The following is a 9,903-nucleotide window of genomic DNA, read 5'->3' as shown; positions in this document are numbered from 1 at the left end:
GTGCCCCTACCCGCGTTGATGGTTGAATGCCATATTGTTGACGCAATTGTCATAATTGTTGGGGCACGGCCTGAATAAATTTTGTCGTTAAATCAAAGTTTTGCGGTTGCCGTGCCCCTACCCGCGTTGATGGTTGAATGCCATATTGTTGACGCAATTGTCATAATTGTTGGGGCACGGCCTGAATAAATTTTGTCGTTAAATCAAAGTTTTGCGGTTGCCGTGCCCCTACCCGCGTTGATGGTTGAATGCCATATTGTTGACGCAATTGTCATAATTGTTGGGGCACGGCCTGAATAAATTTTGTCGTTAAATCAAAGTTTTGCGGTTGCCGTGCCCCTACCCGCGTTGATGGTTGAATGCCATATTGTGGGTGCAAGTTGTCGGTTGGGTTGAGGCACGAAACCCAACTTACTATTATTGCAATTGCGTTAATAACCAAGCCACGACTTGTGATTGATCTCCTTGTGAATTTCGCTGTAAGGCTTCTTCTAACAGGGCAATAGAAAATCCTGGTAAAACTTGCGATTGGGTAATGCGTCTGCTTCCACTATCTGCGATGCTAAAAGCTGTGACTTGCGCTTGTTCTACATCGACTACCCAATATTCAGGTATTTCTAAATCTTCGTACAAGATTCGTTTGCGTCCCAAGTCGTCGGGGATGGTAGTTTTGCCGAGTTCTATTGCTAAGTCTGGTGGTTGATATGTATCTAGGCTAATTATATTCGTCCCTCTCGGTACAATTTGGATGCGTTCTCCAATGTAATAAGATATATCTGGCTGACACTCGCGGACTCCTGTTTTGCGAAAGGTGCAATTTATCAAGCATTTGAGCGGAATTCCTCTAATTCCAGCAAATAAGTTAATAACGAAACTAACAATTGCGTTGTCGCTGGCGTGGTCGTGTCCAAGTGCTGCCATTTCTATCCTCATCTGACCGTTGTGATAATAGCCTTTGGCTTTTTCATACGCTGGGTCGTCAACAATTTGGATATATTTTTCCCAAGTTGCTGTCACCCATTGGTCAGTTGCTATTCTGGGTTTTATAGTGCTCATAATGCCCTCCAAGTGCCGTGAAATCCGAGGGGAATGACCCTGGGTAATCCTAGTTTACATACGGGTTCTGAGTCGAGGGCTTGGCTGTCAAATATCCATAGTTCGCTGGTGTCGGAATTACCATCATAAACAACGGTTAATATCCAACCTTTCTCGCTATTTTCGGCATCTGGGGCGTAGATGGGTTCTGTGGGGTAGCGATTGTCACCTAAGTCTGCTGCGGTGAGGGTTTGGGTGTGATGGTCGAAACATGCGATCGCTCCATACAATTCTCTTCCCATATCCGCCCCTTTTCGGTGCATTGAAAGATAGGTATAACGGGAATTTTGCCCTACTTGCGACGGCTGTACAATCGGAAATTCACAAGCTCGATCTAATAGTTGTTGCGATGCGATTACTTTACCTGTTTCGGGGTTGATGCGTACTTGCCAAAAAGTTCCTTCAGCAACGGTGTTAGTTTCTCCACTTGCTACTTGTTTAAGCCGCTGATTTGTGGTAAAATCTTGATAGCGAACAAATTCAACCACAATCGAACCGCTATCATCTACATAGCCATTAGAAAAGTGCCATTGAAACCAAGGTTCGGTTTCTCCCCGACTGACTAAAGATAAAGTTTCGCGGTCAAAGATTAGTACTTGCGTGCCTAATTTTGGTTTCCACTCCATCGCATCGCTGTAACAGTAGAAACCAGTTAGCACTGATAATAAATTAACCCGCACGGGTGGTACGAAAAATACCAGGTATTGCCCAGCTAAAACAAAATCGTGTACCACTGGAAGACCTTCGATAATTGTTCTTCCCGTTTGGATAATTTTTCCCGTTGAGTCGCTTTTATAAAGATTCAGGGTTGAATTGACTCCGGGGGAAATACCGAAGTTGAATATTTCCCCTGTTTTGGGGTCGCATTTGGGGTGGGCAGAATAAGGTAAATTATCGCTCAATCCGGATAAATTATCTAAGCCTTTTGTTTCTAAAGTTTGCCAGTCTAAGGCGTGGGGTTTACCGCCTTCCCAGAGTGCTAATAGTTTATCTGGTAATGCTAAAACCGAAGTATTGGCGGCATTTTTTACGGGTTTTAACCATTGATTCCAAATTGGTCCCGGTGCGGTCATGCCATAATTGCCGTAGAGGAATTTATCTGCTTGAGATTCTTCTAGGTAACCGGATGTTTGGACGTAGCGATAGACAGCAGTTGCATTCGATCCCCCCTGTCCCCCCTTACCAAGGGGGGATCCCCCCTGTCCCCCAATGCCTTGGGGGGTGTTGAAATGGACGGCGAGAATCGCACCATCGCCATCAAACCAGTGTCCTACTCTGACACCCCCGCGTTCTAGTCTCGCCGAGCCGTTACGATAGAGTGTACCGCGCAAACCTTGTGGTATTTTGCCGCTGATGATGGGTAATTGAGTGGGGGGAAATTCGGTAGCAGGGGGGATAATTGCTTTAGCCCATGCTTTGCGAGTTGAAGATTTAGTTGCTGTTGTCATATTTTTAGGGTGGGAGACGCTTGTCATTGAGCTTCTACTTCAGTTTGATGGGTGTGGGGGTCACGCTGCAACCTTCCAGAAGTGGGATTATTCTGCTAGTTACCTAACGCAAGTTGCTAGTTATAAACAAGGGCGTTGCCAGCTTGCTAATTGCTAATATAGGATTTTTACTGACATTAGCCATTAGCCATTAGCCATTAGCTGCTATGGATGAGATAACTAGCAACTTGAGTTACCTATGCTTCTCAATCTCGGCAATGGGTAACAATAATGTCTCTTCAATTTCCATTCTCACAGCAGGACTCACATTACAACCGCTATTGAGGCAAACTACCAGTAATTGATTGGCATCGTAATACTGCTGCAGTAATTCTTTTTGCTGTTCGCTGAATTGCCAATCGCGACCAATGTTGCAATGTTCAATCATCACGAGTCTTAATTTCTCAGTCCAAGTTTGACCGTTAGCTTCCCACCATTGCTGAAATTGTACTTTGTTGTTATCCAAGTCGGGTAGTTGAGCTTTGAGTTGTTGAAGCGAGCGCAAGAGTTCCAGCTCAATATTACACTCAAGAGCGTGTTCCAGGGCAATCACCAGGGCATGGGCATGGTCGAGGGCGTTTTCAATTTCAACGTTTGGGTTAAGGGCAAGACCAACAGCACGGGCGCAGGAAATAGCACAGGCAAGGGAATGGTCGAGGTAGAGGGTATTACTACGGGTAAACACAAGGTCAAGGCCATAAATGGTACAGGTAACCGCAAAAACACGCTCGCGAACCAGGTAAAAGGTACGAGCTACTGTTTTGTAGGGCGCTGAAACTGAACTGGATTTTTGATGCAACCAGGTAAGAAATTGCTGCAATTTCTCATCTTTTGCCGCGATCGCATCAATCCTTTGCTTCATTAAACGCAGATGATCGTCAGCATTTGCCAACATCCCAGCCACCAGCAAAAAAACTTCTCGCCAACGCTTTTCGGCGATGTGATTGACCAGTGTTTCTAACGCTTGTGGCTCGGAACTAGCAACAAAGTGCCTAGCAGTAAAATAGTCTTGAAACGTTATGTGGGAGAAAGAATAAATTCCCCTTGTCCGTTCCACCAACAACCCATGTTGCGACTCAATCGCTTTCAGCACTGCCTCACTATCGGTATACAATTCATCTGGGTCAGGATTGGCATTTGGTAAAGTACTCAAATAGTTGGCAATCAGTTGCTGTATTGTGTTTTGCTCAAAAAAGTAGTTGCCCTGTTCAGATGCGATCGCTGCCAGTTGATCCAGCAGTTTTTTCTTGCGTTGCAAGGTCAGATTTTGATAAACTTCATCTCGGTGAATTCCTTTAGCTTCATCCCAGGTTTTAAGCAGAATATTCAGTCCTTGCTCGTATAACTTGGCTCGGTTGGACGGGAATTCAGATCTGGCTTGGAATACTAAACAGAGCAAATGCAATAATATCGGTGTTCTAGCGAGTTCTCGGATTGGCTGATTTTCTCGGCGCTTCAAATTTCTCATAAACCGCTTCGCCCTGAATTTTCCCTCTGACCAGTCATTCCTAGCAACAGCGATAAACCACTTTTCGGCAAAAGATTTAATTTGCTCAAAGTCAAAATCTGCAATTTCAACATCAATGAAGTTGGGAAACCTATATTTAGAGGCAGCAATCCGACAGGAAATCGTCAACTTATTTTTGTAATAATATTCAGAAAATTTCTGAATCTCGTCTATAATTTTGGATTCATCTTCAGAAGGCACTTCATCCAAACCATCGAGCAAAATCAGCCCTCTGCCGCGATTCAGTAACGTTTCGATCTTGTCTTGAGACAAAATGCCACAACTGCAAAATTCCCGGCTGATATAGTTCAATAAACTGAAATCGCGCTTATCCCTAGCATATTTAGCAAAAGTTTTCAAGCGAATGAAAATCGGAACTTGATCGGCTTGAAACTTCCCTTGATTGCACTGAATGGCTAGATGTTGCAAGAACGTGGTTTTACCTGAGCCTGGTTTACCCAGCACCATCAGTCGGTCATACCGTTGAACTGCCTCTAGTCCCGGTAATCGTTCTGGGTTCAAGCTTTGCATCAAGTCAGAAATTTCTAACCATTGCTGGCTAGTAATTTGCTCCAGAATGTTGACATCGACGTAGAGATTTTCTATCTCAATTGGCTGGGAAATGTCCAACAAATGCATCTTGCCATACAGGGTTTGGATTTTGTCATGGCAATGCTGCCGTACTTGTTGTACTAGGACATCAATGTCTGCTTGCTGTGGGGGCGGATCGGAGGGGGAAGGTGGCGCTGCTTCTAGATAGGCGATCTCTTGCCAGTTTAGTCCCAATCTTGCACTAATTTCAACAAAGTTGAGAAAGGCAATCGGTTTGCCAGTAAAAAAGTTGACTACGGTGGAACGAGAAATCCCTAGATCAAAAGCCAAAGCATGCTGGCTGGGAAAGCCAAGAAGCCTCAGAGCCAGCCTAACCTGGGGAATGCACCCTGGAGCAACTCTGAGTGACCGAGACATAGCGCTTCTAAGCAGAAAGTTTCTGGGATCATCTTGGCTTTATTTTGAGTCAAGCGCAAGTCCAACACAACTCCCACACAAGTCCACCTATCTCAATCATCGCTCCAGCTGTATCTCAAGCAGGCGTCGAGTTAAATGAATTTATTCGCTCAAAAACGAGCGATCGCTTCTGACGGAGATCTACAGGACTTACCCAAAGAAACCGGGTTTGTATGAAAAATGCCCCAGGGTAAGTCCCGATCTATAAATCCTCGTTTAGTCTAAGTGGAAAATTATGCCCCTGGATTGTGCAAAGCTTCTTGTCGTGGATGATGACCTCTGCATCCGGCATTTAATTTCTCGCTTTTTCAGTCAGCACAACTATGAAGTCAAGTCTGCTGAAGACGGTAAGTCAGCGCGGGTCATGTTTGATAAATTCAACCCAGATCTGGTGATTCTGGATGTGAATTTGCCAGATGCCAATGGCTATAATCTCTGTGAGGAAATGCGAAGCTGTAGCGATGTCTATGTAGTGATGCTAACGAGTCGGACTGAAGAAGCCGATATTATCCAAGGATTTACTCAGGGTGCGGATGACTATATTACGAAGCCTTTCAGTCTGGCGGAACTAAGCGTCCGCGTGGGAGCCATTTTAAAGCGTCAGCGACACGTCACTGCTCCTAAGCAAAAATCTCTCGTTTTCGATAATTTGGTTATCGATCCCGTGCGTCGTGAGGTAAAACTCAACAACCAGATGGTATCTTTGACCGCTTTGGAATTTAATTTATTGCGCTTTTTAGCCAGCTATCCCGGTCAGGTTTGGCGTCGCTCAGAGCTGCTGCAAGAGGTTTGGGAATATGATTATGTAGATTCCGATCGGCTGATTGATGTCCATATCGGTCAGATTCGCAAAAAGATTAAAACTGCTGGGAGTCAGTCCTCATTAATTCAAACCGTTCGAGGTGTCGGTTACAAATTTGAGGCGGCAAGTAATATCATGTCCAATAGCAACGGTTGTGTAACTGCTAATAGCTAATTGCTGGCTGCTCTGGAGGCAATTGAAAAGCTCGCAATTAGCCATCCATACACTACCGATACCTAAGGAAAGGGGTAATACTAACTGTAACAAATCAGGAAAATTTAAAATTTACAGGACTTACGCTCTTCGGAAGCCATCACCTTTGTTTCGACCTAGATATCTTTTCATAGAAACCCTATCACCTTTTTTTCTTGCTGCGAACGCGAGTGCGGAAGGGAGGCATATCTCTAGTGACAAAACGACGATTTTTCCTAGAAACAAAGGTGATTGGCGTAAGTCCTGATGTAAAATCGGTTGTCACTTCACTCCTACCTTCTGCAAGGCGGCGTCTATTTGATTGGCTTTTTGAGTTTTGTTTTGGGATCTGTAGAGTTGGCTGGCTTGTTTTAAGGTAGAAATTGCTTCCTCTAATTTACCTTGCCCTGCCAGCGCTACTCCCATGTTATGATGGGCTTCTGCGTAGTTGGGATTGAGGCGAATGGCTTCTTCCCACATCTGGATAGCCTGGGATAGATTATTTTGCTTGTGCAGGGCGACGCCCATGTTATTGTATGCTTCTGGATCTTGGGCATTGAGGCTAATGGCTTTTCGTAGGGATGCGATCGCATCATCAATTCTACCCTCATCGGCTAGATTCGCGCCCAATTTAACGTAAGCATTTGCATAGTTGGGATTGATGCGAATTGCTTCTTTATACGCTGCCATTGCTTCAGAGGCTTTACCTTGTTTGTTGAGGGCAATTCCTAAGTTATAGTTGGCTTCGGCATTGTTGGGAGCGATGCGAATGGCTTCCCTATAGGCGGCAATGGCTGGTTCTAGCTTTCCTTGCGCTTGCAAAGTCACCCCTAAGTTAAAGTGTGCTTCGGCTAATTTGGGCTCGTTACGAATAGCTTGCTTAAATTCATTAACCGCTTCGTCAAACTTGCCTTGTTGGTTGAGAATTAACCCCAAGTTTACCCTCGCTTCCGCATAGCTGGGGTCTAGTTCTACTGCTTTGCGAAATGCAGTTTCTGCTTCTTGAAGTTTTGCTTGTTGGTGCAGGGTCGTACCTTGATAAAAATAAGCAGTGGCACTTTCCTTTTGCGCTACAATTTCTTGAATTTTCTCGATTGCTGCTTTGGAGTCTCCCGACTGTTGTTCTACTAGGGCTAACCCTAGTTTGGCTTCTTGCAGCCTGGGATTCAACTGTAAGGCTTTTTCATGTGCTTGTTTAGCTGCTGCGGCATCTCCCAAGCGCCGCGACGCTTCTCCTAAGTTAGTGTAGGCGTCTGCGTACCTGGGTTCTTGGCTAATTTGACGGCGGTAGCAGGCAATTTTTTCCTCTAGTTTTGCCCTTTCTGGCTCGCTGGGAAAGTCTTTTCTGAGCAAATCTGCCTGTGGGTCATCAATCAGAAATCCGCCACAGTCGATTGTAACCGTGAGGGGTGTGGATTTTGAGAATGGATTCCAACCAGTAAAGTAGGAATAGGCGGCAATTCCTGCACCAAAACTAAGGGCAGCAGCAATAACCAGCCGAGTAGAAGCTTTCAACACGGGTAGTTACCTGCGGGCGTCTACAAGCCAATTGCACTTTCAGTTTACCTTTAAGGGTGCGATCGCGCTCGTTCCCAGTCAGGACTTTAGTAGTTTTTTCGTTCTCATGTCTGCGGCAGCCGCCAGGGACGCCGGTGACGGATAATCGGATGCGATAATTTCCTCTCGCACAGACCAGTACACGCGAGTACCCAGAAATAAATTTTTGGCTAAAAGCTATAACCCGTTTTAACGGGTTATCAGTCTCACGACTGAGGCACGACGAGAAAAGAAACCCGGTTTCTTTGCCTAAATTAGTGCTTTCTGAGTCAAGCCTCTACGCTCCAGATCCAGCTTCACTGTGGGGATGTACTTTGGAGCGACTTTAATTCCCCGACGAGGCATAACCTTTTTTATTAGCAATTTTCTGAGTCTATATTGGCTTGATTTTTAGGAAAGTGCCAGTCAAGCGCAACTAATGCAATAGTCAAGCATAAGTCAAGTATTGTCTAGCCGTAACTCCAACAGTCGGGGTTTTTAATTAAGTTATGGAACACTTTGCTTTCCACAACTGATTCACCCGCACAACCCAAGTTCAAGGAGATTGACAGAACCATGTGTCAAGATAAGACCGCTCAAGACCCATGTTCCTGCTGCCCCGAAATCATCGTGATTGAAGTAGTAGATATGGAACCCGATCCCGTGACCTTATCCGCAGCAGTTGATCAACCAGTCAAGGATTTGCTTCGTCAGCACTTGGTGCAGCGGGTTGCCGTTCCTGCACGGGCTAAACCTCTACCTGTTCGCGTTGGAGTCTGGTTTTAGGAACCCAATTAACAGCGTTGCTGAGTTTGAGATGATTTAAGACCAGACTTTAAATCATTCAGGACTTACGCAACATCTCTATATGTAGGGTGCGTTAACGCAGTGTAACGCACCATTTCTACCATATGTGGTTTCCCTGGGTAAGTCCTGTGATTATAACTCAGCAACTCTCCCATATTTTATCAGATTAGGACTTCCGCTCATATTCCGGATTTCTCTGAAAAATCGTTGAAAAGTTAACCAGAGATTTACGCAGAAACTTTGGTGATGGTCTCGACCTGCGTAAGTCCTGCACATGTTGAACAGGCTGGATATAAGTCTGTAGGAGGGATTTGTGTATTTTTATAACATCATGTTTAACTCAACACATAAATTGACCAAAATTATCATTTTTGGTTGTCAGAGCCTTTCATTTTTGATTCTGCTGTTGCTTGTATTATTACCTCTGTTTTGCATGTTTTGGCTGACGTTTTTGACGGAAATGGAAGGATACAACTTCTCAGAGTAACTCTGACTTTACTAACAGCGATCGCCTTGAACACAGAGCAAGTCAAAAAAACTATGGACTTATATCTAAATGCCTTGGAACCGTTAGTAGTTCAAGAAGTAGAAAGACAACTGCAAAACTTACCTCCCGCTCTGGTTGCTTATATCAATCCAGCACAAGCGATTGCCTACGCGCTAAATCGTCTACCTCCTTTATATGCCACCAGTGAAGAGGGGTGGAACAGACAACAGCAGAAGGCTAAAACTCAGTTGGCGCAGCAAATTGAGTCAGCAGTGAAATCGGGATTGAATGCTGTTCTACAAAACCCTTTAAAGCCTTCAACTCCTTTGCAATTGCCACCTCAAACTGCGGAAAAATACGACCGTCAAATTCTAGTAAATTTTCCCCAATATGCCAGCGTTCAATTGTGGCCTTAATTTCAGGAATTACGCAAACACCAAAGTTTCTATGAAAAATCGTTGATTTGGTTTCGAGAGATATACAAAGAAACTTTGGTGATGGCCTCTAATATCATGTCCGTTTGATTACCCATAGTTAGAACCGACGCTCCTGACGCGGGGATAGGGGGACGCGGAGAGATTTAATTATGGGTGAAAAGCCGGACATCATATAAGTTAATTTTAGCAGATCGCTCTTGCACCAATCCCACAGCCCGCCAGGGAATTAATTCCAAGGGCTTTTAGCTAAAGTCCTCTAAAGAGGACTGGTAGAACTTTTGGGTCCCAGGACTTGCGCCTCACGTCCATATATGGTGTTTCCTAGGGGCTATCCCCCCGTGGTTGCCCCTAAATCGATCGGCGTTGCGTAAGTCCACAAGTCCATTTCAATGGACTTGTGCTATTAGCCCGGAAATTGATGATGCTGTTGGTAAATCGATCCCTAGTGTCGCCGACACCCGCCCGGAACTCAAGTTGCAAGGCGAGTAGCAGAACACCACGCCAGCCAGGACTGGTAGAGAAGATTAGTCCGTTTTAACGGACTT

At 45.0% G+C, this 9,903-nt stretch carries 8 protein-coding genes; 4 read left to right on the top strand and 4 right to left on the bottom strand.

Features of this window, described 5'->3' with window-relative positions; translation table 11 throughout:
• Positions 1-417 precede the first annotated feature (417 nt).
• The 3 genes from MiSe_RS44535 to MiSe_RS44525 form a co-directional block, all read right to left on the bottom strand.
• Positions 418-1,056 carry a Uma2 family endonuclease gene (locus MiSe_RS44535; protein ID WP_226592993.1) on the bottom strand — a complete coding sequence of 213 codons (639 nt, stop codon included), beginning with the start codon at positions 1,054-1,056 and terminating at the stop codon, positions 418-420.
• The gene (locus MiSe_RS44530) at positions 1,053-2,543 is read right to left on the bottom strand and encodes a carotenoid oxygenase family protein (RefSeq protein ID WP_226592991.1); all 1,491 of its coding nucleotides are present in this window, start codon (positions 2,541-2,543) and stop codon (positions 1,053-1,055) included. The genes MiSe_RS44535 and MiSe_RS44530 overlap by 4 nt, the downstream gene beginning before the upstream one ends.
• A 232-nt stretch (positions 2,544-2,775) precedes the next feature.
• Positions 2,776-4,971 (bottom strand): NACHT domain-containing protein, encoded by a 2,196-nt coding sequence (locus MiSe_RS44525; protein WP_226592989.1) that lies wholly within the window; start codon positions 4,969-4,971, stop codon positions 2,776-2,778.
• A 361-nt stretch (positions 4,972-5,332) separates the two neighbouring features.
• Between MiSe_RS44525 and MiSe_RS44520 the strand changes: the two genes are divergently transcribed.
• Positions 5,333-6,073, top strand: coding sequence for a response regulator transcription factor (locus MiSe_RS44520; RefSeq protein WP_373873022.1), 741 nt, complete (start codon positions 5,333-5,335; stop codon positions 6,071-6,073).
• Between the two features lie 300 nt (positions 6,074-6,373).
• Here the strand turns inward: MiSe_RS44520 and MiSe_RS44515 are convergent, their stop codons facing one another.
• Positions 6,374-7,609: a tetratricopeptide repeat protein gene (locus tag MiSe_RS44515; RefSeq protein WP_226592987.1), complete on the bottom strand. Its 1,236-nt coding sequence runs from the start codon at positions 7,607-7,609 to the stop codon at positions 6,374-6,376.
• 594 nt (positions 7,610-8,203) lie between these two features.
• On the opposite strand from MiSe_RS44515, the gene MiSe_RS44510 reads away from it, so the two are divergent.
• The 3 genes from MiSe_RS44510 to MiSe_RS44500 all read left to right on the top strand — a co-directional run bounded on the left by MiSe_RS44510 (position 8,204) and on the right by MiSe_RS44500 (position 9,847).
• On the top strand, positions 8,204-8,413 hold the full coding sequence (locus tag MiSe_RS44510; RefSeq protein ID WP_226592985.1) for a hypothetical protein: 210 nt from the start codon (positions 8,204-8,206) through the stop codon (positions 8,411-8,413).
• A gap of 459 nt (positions 8,414-8,872) precedes the next feature.
• Positions 8,873-9,337: a late competence development ComFB family protein gene (locus tag MiSe_RS44505; protein WP_226592983.1), complete on the top strand. Its 465-nt coding sequence runs from the start codon at positions 8,873-8,875 to the stop codon at positions 9,335-9,337.
• A gap of 363 nt (positions 9,338-9,700) precedes the next feature.
• Positions 9,701-9,847: a hypothetical protein gene (locus MiSe_RS44500; protein WP_226592981.1), complete on the top strand. Its 147-nt coding sequence runs from the start codon at positions 9,701-9,703 to the stop codon at positions 9,845-9,847.
• Positions 9,848-9,903 lie beyond the last annotated feature (56 nt).

This window comes from Microseira wollei NIES-4236, assembly GCF_020521235.1.
Classification (GTDB): domain Bacteria; phylum Cyanobacteriota; class Cyanobacteriia; order Cyanobacteriales; family Aerosakkonemataceae; genus Microseira; species Microseira wollei.
The sequence above is the reverse complement of the archived record's forward strand: the minus strand, read 5'-3'. Positions and strand labels throughout refer to the sequence as shown.

Bases quoted from the DNA above. Each gene is read 5' to 3' on its own strand.
- MiSe_RS44520 (WP_373873022.1), top strand. From the start codon at position 5,333: ATGCCCCTGGATTGTGCAAAGCTTCTTGTCGTGGATGATGACCTCTGC.
- MiSe_RS44530 (WP_226592991.1), bottom strand. From the start codon at position 2,543: ATGACAACAGCAACTAAATCTTCAACTCGCAAAGCATGGGCTAAAGCA.
- MiSe_RS44535 (WP_226592993.1), bottom strand. From the start codon at position 1,056: ATGAGCACTATAAAACCCAGAATAGCAACTGACCAATGGGTGACAGCA.
- MiSe_RS44510 (WP_226592985.1), top strand. From the start codon at position 8,204: ATGTGTCAAGATAAGACCGCTCAAGACCCATGTTCCTGCTGCCCCGAA.